The organism is Flavonifractor porci (assembly GCF_037572415.1).
Taxonomy (GTDB): domain Bacteria; phylum Bacillota; class Clostridia; order Oscillospirales; family Oscillospiraceae; genus Flavonifractor; species Flavonifractor porci.
On sequence record NZ_JBBHLB010000008.1, the window covers coordinates 71,592 to 87,374 of the forward strand.

A 15,783-nucleotide genomic window follows, 5' to 3' on the forward strand; every position below is an offset into this window, starting at 1 on the left:
GGTTGGACGGTGCGCCGGTCACATCTTGTCCCGGTAAAAGTAGAGCAATTCCTCCACCAGCATGGCGGCCGCCGGGGAGAGGGGGCTGGACCTGCGATAGAGCAGATAGAACTGCCGCTCCAACAGTGGGCTCTCCGGAGCAAACACCAGGATTTTGCTCTCCTGGGCCGCCTCCCGGGCAGCGCAGCCAGACAGGATGGAGATACCCAGTCCGTTCTTCACCCCCTGGAGAATGCTCTCGGTGCTCTCCAGCTGGGCTGCCATAGTCAAACTCTTAATCTCCAGGCCGATGCCCTTGAGATACAGCTCGGCCTGCTTGCGGGTGCCGGAGCCCGGCTCCCGCATCAGGAAGGGGGCGTGTCTCAGGATCTCCGGCGTCATCTGGCCCCCCAGGGCCTGGTACTCCGGGGTGTTTGGTGTGGCAATCACCAGCTGTTCCGCGAAGAAGGGGACGCACAGCAGCCCCGCTCGCTGGACCGGAGCCCCCACCAGCCCCAGCTCCGCCCCGTTTTCCACCATCCACTGGACCACCTGGCCGCTGTCCCCCTGCCGGACCTGGAAAAATACGTCGGGGTAGCGCTGGCGCAGCAGGGGCAGGATCTGGGGCAGCAGGTACTGGGAGGGCACGGTGGAGGCCGCTACCGACAGGGTCCCCGAGATGGAGGAGGCGGCGGTACGCACATCCTGGGCCGCCCGCTGACACAGCCCCAAAATCTCGGCGGCGTACCGGCTGAGTACCCGCCCGGCGGCGGTGAGCCGCAGTTCCCGGGTGGAGCGCACCACCAGCTGGGTACCCAGCTCGTCCTCCAGGGCGGCCACATGGGCGCTGACGGTGGGCTGGGTGAGATAGAGGGCCTCCGCCGCCTTGGAAAAGCTGCGCTGGCGGGCCACCTGTAAAAATGCCTCCAGTTGTTTGAATTGCATGATAAGCCTCCGATTGCTTTTTTCGTTGAAATAAGATACACTGTTGCTAACAAACACTCAGGGGGTGATGAGATGCCGTATGAGAAGCTGCGCCTGACCGCCATGACCACGGCCGGTGGGTGAGGTGCCAAAATAGGGCCGGGTGTCCTAAAGAATGTATTGGCGGGCCTGCCCAAAGCGGCGGACCCTAACCTGCTGGTGGGTTATGACTCCAGCGACGACGCCGCCGTCTACAAGGTCAGTCCTGACGTGGCTATGATCCAGACGGTGGACTTCTTCCCTCCGGTGGTGGACGACCCCTATACCTTCGGGCAGATTGCCGCCACCAACGCCCTCTCCGACGTATACGCCATGGGGGGCGAGCCCCGGCTGGCCATGAATCTGCTGGCCTTCCCCTCCTGCCTGCCTGTGGAGGCGGTGGGGGATATTTTGGCAGGGGGCGCTTCCAAGGTGACTGAGGCCGGAGCGGTCATCGCCGGCGGCCACAGCATTGAGGATCAGGAGCCCAAATACGGCCTGTGCGTCACCGGGCTGGTCCATCCCCGCCGCATCCTCACCAACAGCGGTGCAAAGGTGGGAGATATCCTGGTGCTCACCAAAGCACTGGGCGCCGGCGTGCTGTCCACCGCCGCCAAGGCCGAGCTGCTGAAGGAGGCCGACTACAAACACATGGTGGAACTGATGACCACCCTGAACAAGTACGCCGCCCAGGCGGTGGGGCCCCTTTCCCTCAGCGCCTGCACCGACATCACCGGCTTCGGTCTGGTGGGCCATGTGAAGGAAATGGCGGAGGGCAGTGGTACCACCATGGAGCTGTGGGCGGGTAAGGTGCCCATCGTGCCCAAGGCTTTGGAGCTGGCACGGGACGGCATCATCCCCGCCGGCGCCTACCGCAACATGGACTTTACCGCCGGCGACACCCTGGAGGACTCCGCGGTCCCCCGGGAGGTGCTGGACTGTCTCTACGACCCGCAGACCGCCGGCGGACTGCTGTTCAGCGTGCCCGAGCGCCAGCTCCACGCCCTCATGGGCCGGATGATGGACGCCGGGGTGCCCGCCGTGGCCGTGGGCGCGGTACGTCCCAGAGGAGAAAAATTTGTTCATATCAAACCGTAAGCCGACAAAGGGCTGCCGCACGTTGTGCGGCAGCCCTTTGTGCGTTTTCCCATTATACCTCTCTTTATTGATTTTTTCTATATCTTTCATTTCATTTATGGAAAATTTGTATTTCAAATTTTTACACACCGGCGCTATAATCTGCTTAAGAGAAAGTTTGTTTGCTTTCCTGAAAATTTTTTTGAGAGGTGTTGTGTGTGACAAAGCTCAAAGAGCACCTGCCGGTCATTCTGGCCGGACTGGTGGTAGGCATCGCCTCGGTGGTGCTGGTCGCCCTGGGCAACCCGGTGAACATGGGCTTCTGTATTGCCTGCTTCCTGCGGGACATCGCCGGCGGCGTGGGGATGCACCAGGCGGCCATTGTGCAGTACATCCGGCCTGAGATCATCGGTCTGGTGCTGGGCGCCATGATCATGGCTCTGGCGGGCAAGGAGTTCAAGGTGCGGGGCGGCTCCTCCCCCATGACCCGGTTCGTGCTGGGCTTCTGCGTCATGGTGGGCGCCCTCATGTTCCTGGGCTGCCCCCTGCGGATGGTGATTCGCCTGGGCGGCGGCGACGGAAATGCCATCCTGGGCCTGGCCGGCTTCATCATCGGCATTTTCGTGGGCACCCTGTTCCTGAAGTCCGGCTTCTCCCTCAAAAAGTCCCAGCCCCAGCCCAGGATCGAGGGTCTGCTCATGCCCGCCGTCAACGTGGGCCTGCTCATTCTGGTGATCGCGGCTCCCGCCTTCATCATCTTCTCCACCGAGGGCCCCGGCTCCATGCGGGCCCCCATCGCCGCCGCCCTCATCGCCGGTCTGGTGGTGGGCGCCATTGCCCAGCGCAGCCGCCTGTGCATGGCCGGCGGCATCCGTGACGCCATGATGCTCAAGGACTTCCACCTGCTGATGGGCTTCGTGGCCATCTTCGTGGCGGTGCTGGTGGGCAACCTGATCGTAGGCGGCATGGGCCTCAAGGGCGGCTTCAACCCCGGCTTTGCCGGTCAGGCCGTTGCCCACACCGACGGTCTGTGGAACCTGCTGGGCATGGTGCTGGTGGGTCTGGGCTCCGTGCTGCTGGGCGGCTGCCCCCTGCGCCAGCTCATCCTCTCCGGCAGCGGCAACAGCGACTCCTCCGTGGCCGTGCTGGGCATGGTGGTGGGCGCCGCCTTCTGCCACAACTTTGGCCTGGCCTCCTCCGCCAACGGCCCCACCTTTGCCGGTCAGATCGCCGTGATCATCGGCCTGGTGGTGGTTTGCATCATCGGCGTGACCAATACCAAGAAAGCGTGAGGTGAACAGTATGAATCAAGTGGACGCCAGAGGCTATTCCTGCCCTGAGCCGGTGCTTATGACCAAAAACGCCCTGAAAAACGGCACTCCACTGGTGGTGCTGGTGGACAACGAGACTCCCCTCCAGAATATACGCCGGTTTGCCACCAACAACGGCTACCAGGTGACCTGGAAAGAGGTGGGTGAGGACTATGAGCTCACCATCACCAAGTAAAGAGCACATCGCCACCTTCCACACCCACTTTGGGGCCCTCGCCTTCCACAAGAAGCTGAAAGCCCTGGGGGACAATGCGGTGATGATGCCGGTGCCCCGCAAGCTGTCCGCCTCCTGCGGTACCTGCGTGAAGTTCTCCCTTCCCTTCGACCAGGCCTGGGCCGATGAGGATCTGGAGGCGGTTTACCTCCATGAGGAGGGAGACTACCAGCTGCTCTTCGAGAACGAGGAAACCTGAGAAATCCCCCCGGATGTCTTGTAGCATCCGGGGGGATTATGCTATACTAAATAAAAAAATGGGGGAGCGGACGCAATGGACACCATGATCATCGGCATCGCCGGAGGCACCGGCTCGGGCAAAACCACCCTGACTCTGGGTCTGAAGGAGCGCTTTGGGGACGCGGTCTCCATCCTCTACCACGACAACTACTACAAGCAGCACGACGAGATGCCCTATGAGGAGCGGTGCAAGCTGAACTACGACCACCCGGATGCCTTCGATACCCAGCGTCTGGTGGACGATCTGGACGCCCTGCGCCGGGGGGAAACGGTGTACAGCCCCACCTACGACTACACCATGCACAACCGGGCAGCCGAGACGGTGGAGGTCCGCCCCGCCAGAGTCATTCTGGTGGAGGGCATCCTCATCTTTGTGGAGCCCGCCCTGCGGGAGCGGATGGACATCAAGCTCTTTGTGGACACCGACGCCGACGTGCGCATCCTCCGCCGCATTATGCGGGACGTAAAGCAGCGGGGCCGCTCCCTGGACTCAGTGGTTCAGCAGTACCTCAACACCGTCAAGCCCATGCACGAGCAATTCGTGGAGCCCTCCAAGCGGTATGCCGACCTGATCGTGCCCGAGGGCGGCCGCAACCAGGTGGCCATGGATATGATCATTCAGCGCATCCGTAGCCATATCGCCCTGGAGTAACCTATATTTTCCCAAAAAAGGGGACCTGCCGTACGACAGGTCCCCTTTTCTTATTGAAACCGGTAGCCCTTTTGCTGCAAACTCTGGAGAAAGCCCATGAAATGGCCGTGGTCCCAAAAGTTCAGCAGCCGCCAGCCCTCCATGGGGTGGAAGGAGACGATGCGGGCCTCATCCTCCAGCCACAGCCGGTGGACCCTCTCTGTTGCCATCATGTTTTCAGCAGCGCCTCCTCCAGGGTGCAGACATAGGTCAGCGTCCCGTCCTTGTACTGGTATACGCCCTCTACTCCATCCACATCAGCCAGCACCAAATCACCGTATTCCAGCTGGATATTCCCGATGAGCCTCGTGATGTCGGCAAAGTCGGCACCCAGTTCCCGGGCCGCGTCGGTTTTGTGGATCTCATCGCCATAGAAATCATAGATGATCACATTATTTTTCTCGCCCGTGGGCCAGGTCAGGGCTTCCTGGAATCCATCGTCGTCCAGGTCGTAGAGCTCCACATTGGTGTTCTCCCCGGCGGCCATCAGGTAGAGATAGAGCTGCGGGTCCTCCACGATGGCCGATTCGTTGACCATATCTCCCACATAGCGCAGCAGCACCGTATAGGGCTGGGACTGGATGGCGTAGACGCTGATGTGGGAATCCCCCGGGCCGTTCAGGTACAGGCACAGCCCGCCGTCGGCATCCATATAGGACTCCGGGTCCTCAATGGACTCCAGCCTGGCCGCCGCTGCTTCCAGCACCTCTGCCTCCGTTCCGGTACGGGTCAGCTCGGTCTCCTGGTTACAATCTACCCACACCAGGCGGCTGGTCAGCCCGCTGGCATTCTTCAGCACAGACTCCATCGCCAGCCCTTGCCCCGACAGGGTGATCCGGCTGTCCGGGGTGAAGCTCTCCGCCATAAGGGCCATCACCTGGGGCTCAATGGCGATGTGAGGATAATCGGTAATGGCGGTGTCCTGCCACTGGATGGTGATCCTCCAGCAGCCCTCTGTCCCCTCCACATAGTAGTAGCGGTAGTTCCAGCCGTACCACTGGGCCTCAAAGACCCGTCCGCTGTCACCGGCAGGGGTCATGCCCCCGGTATCCTCCGCCAGATAGTCGGCCAGGTTGGTCTTGGTATAGTCCACCGTGATGGCCGAACCGGTGTTGTACTGGGACACCCACACACTGTGGACCGGGTCTGCCGACCACTGGGTCCAGGCCATCACAGGAACATAGAGATACCAGCCGTCCCCGTCGTACCGGTGGACCGGGTAGTTGCTGGGCTTGGAGTCCTCCGACGGGTAGGTAACCTGTTCGATCCAGTCCCCCACATAGAGCGGCAGGTCCAGGCCCTGGTCGGTCACATACCAGTCGTAGATGGCCTCTTCATAGCTTTTGTGATAGCCCAAGAAATCGAAGTTGTCGTTGACGACCTGATCGTAAAGAACGTCGTAAGTGCCGTCGGGGTAGCGCAGGGCGACGATGTTGTGCCCACCCTGGCCCTCCAGGTCAAACCAGCCGTCCTTCTCGTACATGCCGCCCACCAGGGCAACTTCTTCGGCGGGAACGTCCAGCTGCACCAGGTAGTTAAAGGTCCAGGCCTCCAGGGTGCCCTCGGGGGCCAGTCCTTCCACCTCGCCCATCTTGTCCAGCCAGGCCACCTTGGTGCCGGTGACCTGGGCGGTGGCCTCCTCGGTGGCAGCTGTCCCGTTGGAGAATTTATAGTAGGTTACCTCTTTGATACTGTCCAAGGTCTGCTGGGCAAAGTCCTCCACACTCTGATACTTCCCGCTTTCGCTGGAAGGAGTCTGACTGGCCTGCCCGGCGGGGTTGGCGGCGCAGGCGGCAATGACCGCCACGCAGGCCACCCCCGCCACCAGGGACAGCCACATCCGGGGCCGCTTCCACCGCAGCAGGTTGCGGATACGCCCCTTGGGGTCCCCCTCGCCAAAGGCCAGGGGGGTGCCCGCGATGGTGAGCCGTCCGGTGGCCAGGGCCAGCAGGGAGGCCGAGTAGTCGGCCTTGACCCGCTCGCCCAGCTGCCGCACCACCGCTTCGTCGCACCGCATCTCCATGTCCTTACCCGCCAAAATGAAGGCCGCCCATACCAGGGGGTTGAACCAGTGGAGGCACAGGGCGGCAAAGGCCAGCACCTTCACCACATGGTCCCCGTGGCGGATGTGGTACTGCTCATGGCGGATGATGTAGCCCATCTCCCCCTCGGTCAGGGTGGAGGGCAGATAGATTTTTGGCCGCACCAACCCCAGCACAAAGGGGGTGGAGATGTGGTCGGCCAGATAGATGTTGTCTCGCAAACGCAGGCTGCCAATCAGTTTGCGATGCAGCCGGAGCAGGGCGAAGATGCTGTACCCCGCCATGCCCAGCACGCCTGCCAGCCACGCCCAGGCCGCAGCAGCGGTCCAGTCCACAGTGGGAGCCTTCGGTTCCACCGGAGCCACAGGAACCACGGGGTCAGAGGCAGGCGTCTCCGGCTTTGCCGTCTGGGGCCGGAGCACCTCCGGCTGCTCTCCGCTCTGCACATAGGTTACGGTGCTCACCACCGGGCTTGCCTGTCTGGCCGGGGCGTCCAGAGCCCCCAGCAGGGAGATGCCGGAGGGCAGGGACACCGGGCACAGCAGCCGGAAGAGCACCACCGCCCACAATGCGTAGGAAAAGACCTTTGGGGCCCGCTTCAGGGCCAGCCGTGCCGCCATCACGCACAGGATCACGATACCCGCGGTGAGGCTCATGTTCAAAAGGGCGGGAAACAGCGTCTGAGATAAGAATGCCGTCATTTTAGGTCACCCCCTGTTCTCATCGATGAGCTGCTGTAACTGCGTGATCTCCTCCTGGGACAGTTTTTTCCGGCGGGTAAAAGCGGTCAGGAAGGCGGGCAGAGACCCGGAAAAGGTCTCCTCCACAAATTCCTCGCTCTGCCGGGCGTAGAACTCCTCCTTGGACACCAGAGAAGTCACCACCCCGTCCTGATTTTGAAAAATGCCCCGCTGGCACAGCCGCTTGAGCACCGTGTAGGTGGTGGATTTCTTCCAGCCCAGGGCCTCCTCCGCCTGGCGCACCAGTTGGGTGGAGGTCATGGGCTCCCCCTGCCAGATGAGATCGGCAAAGCGGGACTCCACCGCCCCCAGTTTCCAATCGCTCATAGGATCGCCTCCTTTGGTCTACTATTTGTCGTCCTCACCTGTAGTCTACAGCCTATAGACCGTCCTGTCAATAACAATCTGGTTACAAAAACGGACGGCCTGGAATTCCAGGCCGTCCTTTTCAGGCAAATTTCTTCCGCAGCCGGAAGAGCTGCCAGATGATACAGAATACAATGATCAGCCACACCAGCAGCACACCCATCAGAATGAGGGCGCCCAGGGTATCCCAGTCCTCCCAGGGCAGGGGCAGGCACATGATGGTACGCAGTACCGCGTCCACGTTGCGGCAGGTCCGCAGGCCACTCCAGTGCTCCCCTGCCTCCTCCGCCAGAAGGGCCAGGTCGGTGAGCAGCTGGAAGTGGAAATAGAGGCCGATGCAGGTGAGCAGCGCATTCAGCAGGAAAAACTGCGCCACCAGCGTCTGGCCGGTGACAAGCACCGCCAGCCAGTCGGCCAGCTCCCCTACCCCCAGCAGAATGCAGAAGGGTTTGAGCAGGATCAGATCCCGCAGTTGATCCCCCAGCAGGACGATGGCGGAGAAAAAGAGCAGATAGCCCACCCAGTTGGGCAAAAGATTCAGGGTGTTCAGATTAAAGTTCAGGTGTACAAATAGATAGCCCCAGGCAATTTTGGTCAGGCCACGATAGGTGCTGCTCATGGGACCACCTCCTCCGGCAGAGCCACGCAGATGTAGGTCTCTTCCCTGTCCTCAACGGCCACCGCCAGGGCCTCCGGCATGGCGGTCAAAGTCATATCGCTGCCGCCGCAGGAGCCGGTGCTTTCCCGCACCTGATAATCATCCGGCCCCACCGGATACAGGGTATACCGGTAAGTTGGCTGGGAAAGGGCGCGCTCCGGATCGTCGGACCGGGACATGAAGGCCAGCTCTACCGGCACTTCCACAGCCGCCCCTGTCTGTTTCTCGGTGACCCGGAGGACAAAACCGTCCTGCATCAAGGTAAACGGGGTACTGGGGCGGGGAGCCGGCTCGACCCAGCCGCCAGAGAGATAACCGACCAGCTCCGGCCTGTAGGTAGAGACGGTACGGTCAATGCCCAGCTGCATCCGCAGATCCACCTCAATGCGAAGCCGGTCCGTCTCCCCGACATAAGTAATGCCGGGGGTTTTCAGATTGAGGGGAAGCCACCGGGGCACCCCGGTCTCGGCAAATCCCACCCAGCTCTCCAGTTCCCCCAGGGGGATTACCGTCCAGAATTCTCCCTCCGGACGGACCGCCACCTGCTGGACAGCTACGCCTTTGGTCTCATCTCCCTCCAAAGGAACGAAAAACAGGGTACCGGTGTAGCCTCCCGCTCCATCGGGCAGCAGGTTCATCACCGACCACTCCGCCTGCCAGGCAGGCCGGGTCCAGCAATAACCCAGGTCTGAAAAGGGGGAGGCGTACAGGTCCACCTCCTCAAAGGGTTCTCCCACCGCCTGGATCGCCTGGGTCCGTTCCTCCTCCGGGGCCACCATGGCAAAATATACCGAACTGTTGCACAGCACCGCCTTGGCGTAGGTGTCCAGCGCTCCGGCCACGGTGGTGGGTCGGTTGAGCAGAGCGGCGGTCATTGCGAAGCTTCCCCGCCGGTCATACTCAGGCACCGCCACCGCCCCGCCGGTCCCGGTCAGGCAGGTCACCGCCAGCACCACCGCCACGCATCCGGCCCCCAATGCCACCCCTCTGGGATAGCGCTTGAACCGGGCGATGGCCCCGATGCGGTCCTTGATGTTGCGGCCTCCGTTGGCCATGGAGGTGGTACCCGGCGCCCGGGCGTATTTGTCCTCCGCCATGGACAGGAGGATCACACCGTATTCCCGCCGCTGCTCCCCCTCCAGCCGTTCCAGCACCCGCTGGTCACACAGGGCTTCGCTATCATTCTGGGCCCGGTTCCAGCAGTACCACAGCAGGGGGTTGCACCAGTGGAGGCAGCGCAGCAGGCAGATCCCCACGCCGGCCCACAGGTCCCCATATTTCAGGTGGAGCAGCTCGTGGAGGAGCACCTTGTCGTCCACCGCCCGCTCCGGCAGCACCAGCACCGGGGAGAGCGGCCCGCACACAAAGGCGCTCTCCGCCTCCGTCATCACAACTACCCGCCGGGGGACCTTCAGGCCGTACTCCTTCGCCACCCGCTCCAGTTGGGCTGTCACCTCAGGTGCGGGGGTCCTTCCCCGGACCACCTTCCGGCGCAGGGCCGCATAGGTCAGCAAAAACCACAGCAGGGTAAGGATCACCCCCGCCGCATAGAGATAAAAGAGCCAGTCGGTCACACTGGTGGGCAGGACAGGCCGGAGCAGCGGGATCGGAGCCGCCACCTCCGTCACGGTATAGGGCGGGGTGAGGGTGGAGGACAGGTTGGCCTCTACCGTCAATTTGGTGGTCTCCAGCACCATCCGCCCCTCCGGCAGGAGGAACCGGCCCAGCAGACCGGCGGGCAGCAATACCCGCAGGGCCAGAATGGCCCACACCCCGTACTGCCACCGGGGGGACAATTTGTCCAAAAAGAGCCGCTTGGCAATGAGCAGCAGCACCGCCGCCACCGAGGCCGTAAGGGTCTGCATCAAAAAGGCCCAGATGTTTTCCATGGATCACACCTCCATGTCGTCCAGCAGCTTCCGCAGCTCCTTCCGCTCCTGGGCGGTCAGCTTCTCCTCCTTCAAAAAGGCGGCCACTAACTTGCCCGCCGAGCCCTGATACACCCGGTCCAGCAGGCCCCGCCGCTCCTGGGCGGCACAGGCCTCCCGGTCCACCGCCGCCCGGTAGCGGTGGGGCGCCTGGGTCTTGTCAATGGTCACCAGGCCTTTGGTCTCCATCCGGGTCAGGTAGGTGAGCACCGTGTTGCGGCTCCAGCCGGTGGCGGGCCGAAGCGCCTCCACCGCCTCGCCCAGAGCCAGCCCATCCGGCGACGTCCACAGCGCTTCCAGCACCCGCCACTCCTTATCACTCAGCTTCATTTTCACCCCTCCTACAGCTGTAGTATCCACATAGATACTACAGCTGTAGGAGGATAATGTCAACACTTTCGCCAAATTTTCCGCAAACCGAAAAAAAGCCTACAGACCGTCCCGGAATTGTGGTACAATAGCCGTTGAGTGAAATTAGCGAGAAGGGACGGGGACCGGACATGGACAAGATCGGTTTTGACAATCAAAAATATCTGGAGCTCCAGTCGGCGCACATCCGGGAGCGGATCAGCAAGTTTGACAACAAGCTCTATCTGGAGTTTGGCGGCAAACTCTTTGACGACCACCACGCCTCCCGGGTTCTGCCCGGCTTTGAGCCGGACAGCAAGATCCGGATGCTGAAGGAACTGCGGGACTCGGTGGAGGTGGTGATCGCCATCTGTGCCAGTGACATTGAGAAGAACAAGGTCCGGGGCGACCTGGGTATCACCTACGATGTGGACGTGCTGCGGCTTATCGACGCCTTCCGGGGTCAGGGCCTGCTGGTGGGCAGCGTGGTCATCACCCAGTATGCCGGCCAGCCTGCCGCCGACGCCTTCCAGCGCCGGATGGAGCATCTGGGCGTCAAGACCTACCTCCATTATCCCATCTCCGGCTATCCCCATAACATCGGCCTCATCGTCAGTGACGAGGGATACGGCAAAAATGACTATATCGAGACTCAGCGGCCTCTGGTGGTGGTCACCGCCCCCGGCCCCGGCAGCGGCAAGATGGCGGTGTGCCTGTCCCAGCTGTACCACGAGTACAAGCGGGGCGTGAAGGCGGGCTACGCCAAGTTTGAGACCTTCCCCATCTGGAACCTGGCCCTCCAGCACCCGGTGAACCTGGCCTACGAGGCCGCCACCGCCGACCTGGGGGACGTGAACATGATCGACCCCTTCCACCTGGCCGCCTACGGGGAGACCACGGTGAATTACAACCGGGATGTGGAGATCTTCCCCGTTCTCTCCGCCATGTTTGAGAAGATCATGGGAGAGTGTCCCTACAAGTCCCCCACCGACATGGGTGTGAACATGGCGGGCAAGTGCATCGTGGACGACGACGCGGTGTGTGCCGCCGCCCGGCAGGAGATCGTCCGCCGGTATTATACCGCCCTGTGTGACCGCCGCATCGGCACCGCCGCCGACGATCTGGTGTACAAGCTGGAGACCGTCATGCAGCAGGCCCATGTGGATGTGTCCATCCGACCGGTGGTTTCTGCCGCCGCCCAGGTGGCCGAGGAGACCGGCAATCCCGCCGGAGCCATCGAGCTTCCCGACGGCGAGGTGGTCACCGGCAAGACCACCGACCTGATGGGCGCCTCCTCCTCTACCCTGCTCAACGCCCTCAAGCGGCTGGCGGGTATTGACCATGAGCACCATCTCATCTCCCGGGAGGCTCTGGAGCCCATCCAGCAGGTAAAGGTCCACCACCTGGGCTCGGTGAATCCCCGCCTCCACTCCGATGAGATCCTCATCGCCCTGGCCATCTCCGCCACCACCAATCCCCTGGCCAAGCAGGCGCTGGATCAGCTCTCCGCCCTGCGGGGATGTGAGTCCCACTCCTCCGTTATCCTTTCCCCGGTGGACTCCACCACCTACAGCCGTCTGGGCCTCCGCCTCACCTGTGAGCCCCAGTATGAGACCAATAAGCTGTATCACAAATGATTTTTAACAAAAAATGGGTGCTGTCTGCTGACAGCACCCATTTTTGTTGTCTGTGGCCGGAATCAGGCGCCCAGGGCCTCCGCCGGGATCTCAAAGTCGGTGGCATTGTTGTAATTGGAGCAATCCATGGTGACCTCCACCTTGTCGATGGTCAGCGTGTCGCCGCCCTCAATGCCGGACATGGCCTTGCTCATCATGGACTGCATCACAGCGGTCATATCCATGAAGTAGCGCACAGGATAGCCGCTCTCCTGATCGATCCACACGGTGATAGGCATATCGCCCAGATTGCTATACAAATCGGACACATCCACCATACCGCCCAGGCTGGATTCCAGATTGGTGGTGGCGCCGCTGGCCTTGAGCACCTCTTCCATGGCCTTGCCCTGGATCACGCCGGTATACTTGTCGGTGGTCATGCCGTTGATCTCCTCAGTGCCCACGCTGATGTACTCCGCGCCGCTGTCCAGATAAAGGTTCACGCTCTGCTGGGCATCATACTGCTTTGCCGCGCTGATATCGGTGGCCTGATAGGTCCAGTTGGTGCCGTCATAGAGATACATATCCAATGTATCGCCGTTCTCCTGGGCAAAAATGCTCATGGACACGGAACCCAGAGCGCCCATATCCATCGTCATATCGGCCTTCATCTTCATGGGATCGTTGAAGCACACCATATCCATGGTGGTGTCGGTCTGGACGCTCTGACCCATGGCGGACATATCCATCTCCATGACCATGGTGGCCTCCATGCTCTCTACCGCGTTGACTTTCTCGGTGGCTGCCCGGATCTTCTCGGTGGAGTCCTCCTTGTTGGCAGTTCCGCCGCCGCAGGCGGTCATGGACAGGGTCAAAGCGGCGCCCAGGGCAAGAGCCGCGATCCTCTTTCCTCTCTTCATAGGATTTACCTCCTTGTAATTGTGTCTAATATTTCTATTCGGAACCCGATGGGATGTATTCAAGTTTACCATAGTTTCTTCCGCTTGTCTCCCCTTTTTTTCTGAAAGCTTTCTGAAATTTTTCCTTTTATCTGCTCAACGCAGTCCCTTTGCCGCAAAAAATGGGCCGGGCTGATTTCAGCCCGGTCCTTGTGCATCTAATTAGTCTGCCTCATCCTGCATCGCCACGTCGTCACAAAGTCCACTCTCTTCGAAACGGCCTGCCGGCCATTCCTCATTCCGCTCCCTTGCTCCTCCTTTCCCAAAGCGACCCGCTTACGCTGGGCTCGCTTTGGGGTCCCATGATGGCCTTCTCCTGGGCGGCGGGAGGTGCGTCCGCCCCAGCGGGGCAGGCCCCGCCGGGAACCCCTCATTTCTTTTTATCTGCTCGGGGCAAATGAATTGCCCCGGCATCAAGGTTTTGCCCATAGGGCAAAACGCTTGGACGAGGACGCGTCCTCCTGCCGCCACAAAAAATGGGCCGGGCTGATTTCAGCCCGGCCCTTGTGCATCTAATTAGTCTGCCTCGTCCTGCATCGCCTTGGCGGCCTCGATGGCCTTCTCCTGGGCGGCGGGAGGTGCGTCCTCGTAGCGGACAAAGTGGAAGGTGAAGGAGCCACGGCCCTGGGTCATGGACCGCAGGTCGATGGCATAGCGGCTCATCTCCGCCATGGGCACCTCGGCCTCCACCACCTGGTTGCCGTCGCCGTCAGGATTCATACCCATGACGCGGCCCCGGCGCTTGTTCAGGTCGCCGATGACGTCGCCCATGTAGCTGTCGGGGATGGTGACCTTCAGTTCGCCGATGGGCTCCAGCAGCACAGGGCTGGCCTGGGGCATACCGGCCTTGTAGGCCAGCTGCACGGCGGTCTTAAAGGCCATTTCGGAGGAGTCAACAGGGTGATAGGAGCCATCAAACAGGGTGGCCTTCAGGTACACCACGGGATAGCCCGCCAGCACACCGTGGACGACGGCTTCACGCATCCCCTTCTCAACAGCGGGGAAGTAGTTCTTGGGCACAGCGCCGCCCACGACCTCCTCGCAGAACTGGAGCTCCTCGGTGTCGCCGGGCTCAAAGCGCATCCAAACATCGCCGAACTGGCCGTGACCGCCGGTCTGCTTCTTGTGGCGGCCCTGAACTTCGACCTTCTTGCGGATCTTCTCACGGTAAGCCACACGGGGCTCGGACAGCTCAGCGTCCACGCCGAAGCGGCTCTTCAGGCGGGAGACGATCACGTCCATCTGCATATCGCCGGTACCGGAGACCACCATCTGGTGGGTCTCGGCGTTGTTCACCCAGTTGAAGGTGAGATCCTCTTCGTTCAGGCGGGTGAGGCCGGCGGCGATCTTATCTTCCTGGCCCTTGGTCTTGGGGCTGATAGCCACGGAGTAGCAGGGCTCGGGGAAGGGGATGGGCTCCATCTTGACCACCTTACGGGGATCGGACAGGGTATCGCCGGTCTTGACCTTGTCCATCTTGCCGATGGCGCCGATATCGCCGCACTCCAGCTCCTTGACCTCCTCGGCCTTCTTGCCCTTCATGACATACAGGCGACCCAGCTTCTCGGTGGCGCCGGTGCGGGCGTTGACCACCTGCATATCGGGCTTCAGGTTACCGGAGAGCACCTTCACATAAGAATACTTGCCGTACTGGTCGGAGACGGTCTTCCAAACCAGAGCGCAGGGCAGAGCGCCGGGAGAGGCCACGAACTCATCCAGCTCGCCCTTTTCGTTCTCGCCCTCCAGAGGACGGCCCTCCATGGGAGAGGGCAGCAGCTCCACGATGATGTCCAGCAGCATACGGGTGCCCAGGCCGGTGAGTGCGGAGCCGCACACCACTGGGAAGAGGGACAGATCCTTCACGCCCTGGCGCAGGCCCTGGATCATCTCGGCGTAGGTGAAGTCCTCGCCGGAGAAATACTTATCCATCAGCTCCTCGCTGGTCTCGGCCACGGACTCCTTCAGGGCGTCGTACAGCTCGTCCAGCACGGGCAGCTTGTCGTCGGGCACGTCGATCTCCACGCGCTCACCCTTGGGGCCGGCCTCAAAGGCACGTTTATGGAGCACGTCGATAAAGCCGATGACCTTCTTGTCGGCATCCCAGATGGGGGCCACCACGGGGGCGATATTCTTGCCGAAGCGCTCACGCAGGGTGTCGAAGGCGGCGTTGTAGTCGGCGTTGTCCTCGTCGGTCTTGGAGATGTAGAGCAGGCGGGGCACGCCGCGGCGGGTACACAGCTTCCACGCCTTCTCGGCGCCCACGCTCATGCCGCCCTTGGCGGAGCAGACGATGATGGCGGCGTCGGACACATGGAGGGCCTCCATGACCTCGCCGGAGAAATCAAAATAACCGGGGGTGTCCAGCACGTTGATCTTACAGCCGTTGTACTCGATGGGCGCCACCGCGGTGGAGATGGAAATCTGACGGCGGGTCTCTTCGGGATCGTAATCACAAACGGTGTTTCCGTCGGCAGGATTGCCCAGCCGGGGAGTGCCACCGGTCAAATACAGCATACTTTCCGCCAGGGAGGTCTTTCCGTTGCCACCGTGTCCCAGCAGACATACGTTACGGATGTTTTGTACGGAATAGCTCATAACTTGTTTCCTCTCCTTACATTTGGAATCGCGAAC

At 61.5% G+C, this 15,783-nt stretch carries 15 protein-coding genes; 6 read left to right on the forward strand and 9 right to left on the reverse strand.

The genetic code is table 11. The annotated features are described in order from the left end of the window. Positions 1–18 precede the first annotated feature (18 nt). On the reverse strand, positions 19–924 hold the full coding sequence (locus WHJ28_RS08725) for a selenium metabolism-associated LysR family transcriptional regulator (RefSeq protein ID WP_340041734.1): 906 nt from the start codon (positions 922–924) through the stop codon (positions 19–21). Positions 925–996: 72 nt separating this feature from the next. Here WHJ28_RS08725 and selD point away from each other — a divergent pair, with 72 nt between their 5' ends. The 5 genes from selD to udk all read left to right on the forward strand — a co-directional run bounded on the left by selD (position 997) and on the right by udk (position 4,456). Further along, positions 997–2,040, forward strand: coding sequence for a selenide, water dikinase SelD (gene selD / locus WHJ28_RS08730; protein ID WP_340041736.1), 1,044 nt, complete (start codon positions 997–999; stop codon positions 2,038–2,040). Between the two features lie 197 nt (positions 2,041–2,237). Next, complete coding sequence (gene yedE / locus WHJ28_RS08735) at positions 2,238–3,311, forward strand: YedE family putative selenium transporter (RefSeq protein ID WP_340041738.1); 1,074 nt, start codon at positions 2,238–2,240, stop codon at positions 3,309–3,311. 10 nt (positions 3,312–3,321) lie between these two features. Further along, positions 3,322–3,525: a sulfurtransferase TusA family protein gene (locus WHJ28_RS08740; RefSeq protein ID WP_340041740.1), complete on the forward strand. Its 204-nt coding sequence runs from the start codon at positions 3,322–3,324 to the stop codon at positions 3,523–3,525. After that, positions 3,503–3,763 carry a putative Se/S carrier protein gene (locus WHJ28_RS08745; RefSeq protein ID WP_340041742.1) on the forward strand — a complete coding sequence of 87 codons (261 nt, stop codon included), beginning with the start codon at positions 3,503–3,505 and terminating at the stop codon, positions 3,761–3,763. The genes WHJ28_RS08740 and WHJ28_RS08745 overlap by 23 nt, the downstream gene beginning before the upstream one ends. Positions 3,764–3,838: 75 nt before the next feature. Beyond that, a complete protein-coding gene (gene udk, locus WHJ28_RS08750; protein ID WP_340041744.1) occupies positions 3,839–4,456 on the forward strand; it encodes a uridine kinase in 618 nt (205 codons plus the stop codon). 50 nt (positions 4,457–4,506) lie between these two features. On the opposite strand, the gene WHJ28_RS08755 is transcribed toward udk, so the two are convergent. From WHJ28_RS08755 to WHJ28_RS08780, 6 genes are all read right to left on the reverse strand, one after another. Then, entirely contained in the window at positions 4,507–4,668 is a 162-nt protein-coding gene (locus tag WHJ28_RS08755) for a hypothetical protein (RefSeq protein ID WP_340041746.1), read from the reverse strand. Continuing rightward, entirely contained in the window at positions 4,665–7,238 is a 2,574-nt protein-coding gene (locus WHJ28_RS08760; protein ID WP_340041748.1) for a M56 family metallopeptidase, read from the reverse strand. The genes WHJ28_RS08755 and WHJ28_RS08760 overlap by 4 nt, the downstream gene beginning before the upstream one ends. Before the next feature lie 6 nt (positions 7,239–7,244). Next, complete coding sequence (locus tag WHJ28_RS08765) at positions 7,245–7,604, reverse strand: BlaI/MecI/CopY family transcriptional regulator (RefSeq protein ID WP_340041750.1); 360 nt, start codon at positions 7,602–7,604, stop codon at positions 7,245–7,247. Between the two features lie 121 nt (positions 7,605–7,725). After that, a complete protein-coding gene (locus tag WHJ28_RS08770; RefSeq protein WP_340041752.1) occupies positions 7,726–8,262 on the reverse strand; it encodes a hypothetical protein in 537 nt (178 codons plus the stop codon). Beyond that, positions 8,259–10,190: a M56 family metallopeptidase gene (locus WHJ28_RS08775; RefSeq protein ID WP_340041754.1), complete on the reverse strand. Its 1,932-nt coding sequence runs from the start codon at positions 10,188–10,190 to the stop codon at positions 8,259–8,261. The genes WHJ28_RS08770 and WHJ28_RS08775 overlap by 4 nt, the downstream gene beginning before the upstream one ends. A gap of 3 nt (positions 10,191–10,193) precedes the next feature. Next, positions 10,194–10,559, reverse strand: a complete 366-nt coding sequence (locus tag WHJ28_RS08780; RefSeq protein WP_340041756.1) for a BlaI/MecI/CopY family transcriptional regulator — start codon at positions 10,557–10,559, stop codon at positions 10,194–10,196. Positions 10,560–10,729: 170 nt separating this feature from the next. Here WHJ28_RS08780 and WHJ28_RS08785 point away from each other — a divergent pair, with 170 nt between their 5' ends. After that, positions 10,730–12,214, forward strand: a complete 1,485-nt coding sequence (locus WHJ28_RS08785) for a DUF1846 domain-containing protein (RefSeq protein WP_340041758.1) — start codon at positions 10,730–10,732, stop codon at positions 12,212–12,214. Between the two features lie 62 nt (positions 12,215–12,276). Here WHJ28_RS08785 and WHJ28_RS08790 read toward each other — a convergent pair whose 3' ends face one another. Next, positions 12,277–13,113, reverse strand: a complete 837-nt coding sequence (locus WHJ28_RS08790; RefSeq protein ID WP_340041760.1) for a DUF6612 family protein — start codon at positions 13,111–13,113, stop codon at positions 12,277–12,279. 555 nt (positions 13,114–13,668) lie between these two features. Beyond that, the gene (locus WHJ28_RS08795; protein ID WP_340041762.1) at positions 13,669–15,747 is read right to left on the reverse strand and encodes an elongation factor G; all 2,079 of its coding nucleotides are present in this window, start codon (positions 15,745–15,747) and stop codon (positions 13,669–13,671) included. Positions 15,748–15,783 lie beyond the last annotated feature (36 nt).

Coding starts and splice junctions, on each gene's coding strand:
- WHJ28_RS08725 (WP_340041734.1), bottom strand. CDS start 924: ATGCAATTCAAACAACTGGAGGCATTTTTACAGGTGGCCCGCCAGCGC.
- WHJ28_RS08740 (WP_340041740.1), top strand. CDS start 3,322: ATGAATCAAGTGGACGCCAGAGGCTATTCCTGCCCTGAGCCGGTGCTT.
- WHJ28_RS08745 (WP_340041742.1), top strand. CDS start 3,503: ATGAGCTCACCATCACCAAGTAAAGAGCACATCGCCACCTTCCACACC.
- udk (WP_340041744.1), top strand. CDS start 3,839: ATGGACACCATGATCATCGGCATCGCCGGAGGCACCGGCTCGGGCAAA.
- WHJ28_RS08755 (WP_340041746.1), bottom strand. CDS start 4,668: ATGATGGCAACAGAGAGGGTCCACCGGCTGTGGCTGGAGGATGAGGCC.
- WHJ28_RS08760 (WP_340041748.1), bottom strand. CDS start 7,238: ATGACGGCATTCTTATCTCAGACGCTGTTTCCCGCCCTTTTGAACATG.
- WHJ28_RS08765 (WP_340041750.1), bottom strand. CDS start 7,604: ATGAGCGATTGGAAACTGGGGGCGGTGGAGTCCCGCTTTGCCGATCTC.
- WHJ28_RS08770 (WP_340041752.1), bottom strand. CDS start 8,262: ATGAGCAGCACCTATCGTGGCCTGACCAAAATTGCCTGGGGCTATCTA.
- WHJ28_RS08775 (WP_340041754.1), bottom strand. CDS start 10,190: ATGGAAAACATCTGGGCCTTTTTGATGCAGACCCTTACGGCCTCGGTG.
- WHJ28_RS08780 (WP_340041756.1), bottom strand. CDS start 10,559: ATGAAGCTGAGTGATAAGGAGTGGCGGGTGCTGGAAGCGCTGTGGACG.
- WHJ28_RS08785 (WP_340041758.1), top strand. CDS start 10,730: ATGGACAAGATCGGTTTTGACAATCAAAAATATCTGGAGCTCCAGTCG.
- WHJ28_RS08790 (WP_340041760.1), bottom strand. CDS start 13,113: ATGAAGAGAGGAAAGAGGATCGCGGCTCTTGCCCTGGGCGCCGCTTTG.
- WHJ28_RS08795 (WP_340041762.1), bottom strand. CDS start 15,747: ATGAGCTATTCCGTACAAAACATCCGTAACGTATGTCTGCTGGGACAC.